Genomic DNA, 966 nt, shown 5'->3' on the forward strand with positions numbered 1-966 from the left:
CAAGCTCAAACACCCGTTCTTCTTTTTCGTCATCACTATAAGTCTTATATAGACGCCAGCCTATACTCAGGTGAGTATCGACCCTCTCTTCCTCACCCAAAGACTCATACGCTGCTTGCAACATCCGATCATGAAGGAATTTACACGATGGGATAAAACTATGAATTGCGGTTTCATGGCTCCGCAATGAATAATACTGGCTAAGTAATTTTTGGGGTACCAATACACTTTCGCCGTACTCCCCTTGCAGTGTTTGCTGAAAGCCGCCGATTACAGCTAAAAACCAATCGCCCCCCTCCTGAACAAGCAAGCCTTCTTTTAATGCCAGCCACAAAGATTCAGCAACTTCCTCCATGGGTAAGTCACTGGCAACAGCCAATGTTTCCAAATCAAATCTGGTACCCACACATGCAGCTTTTTGGAGGAGCTTTTGGGTTTTAATCGGTAGCTCAGACATGCGTTCAAGCATGAGCTCGACAACATTATCAGTTATCGACTCTAATTTTATAGTCTCCAAATCCCAAGTCCAATAGTGCTCTGAAATATCAAACGTTACGAGACCTTTCCTATCAAGCGCTTTAAGGAACTCTATCGAGAAAAAAGGGTTGCCTCCTGTTTTTGAAACAACAAGATCTGCCAGCTCTTGAACATCGGCTTGGGTACGCTGAAAAGTATCCATAATTAGCAAACGTAACTGGCCTTTTTTCAGCGGTTTTAGTTTTATATGTTGCGCCTCAAACTTTCGAGCGGCAACTTTGTTTAACATGCTTTGAGCCGGGTGCTGGCTATCAACTTCATTATCTCGATAAGCAAGTAATATAAGAAGGCGACAACCAGGTTCACTGAGCAACTCCGGTATCAGATGCAAAGTTCCGCGGTCTGCCCATTGAATGTCATCAATAAAGATAACCCAGGGCTTATCTTCTGTAATGGTTTTAATGAAAGCCTGAAAAACTAGCACGAAAC

General features: G+C 43.3%; 1 protein-coding gene. It reads right to left on the bottom strand.

All coding sequences use genetic code 11. The features are described from left to right. A partial coding sequence (locus tag A3729_RS33685) for an AAA family ATPase (protein WP_197476293.1) occupies positions 1–966 on the bottom strand: 966 nt, incomplete at both ends.

Source organism: Oleiphilus sp. HI0043 (assembly GCF_001634935.1).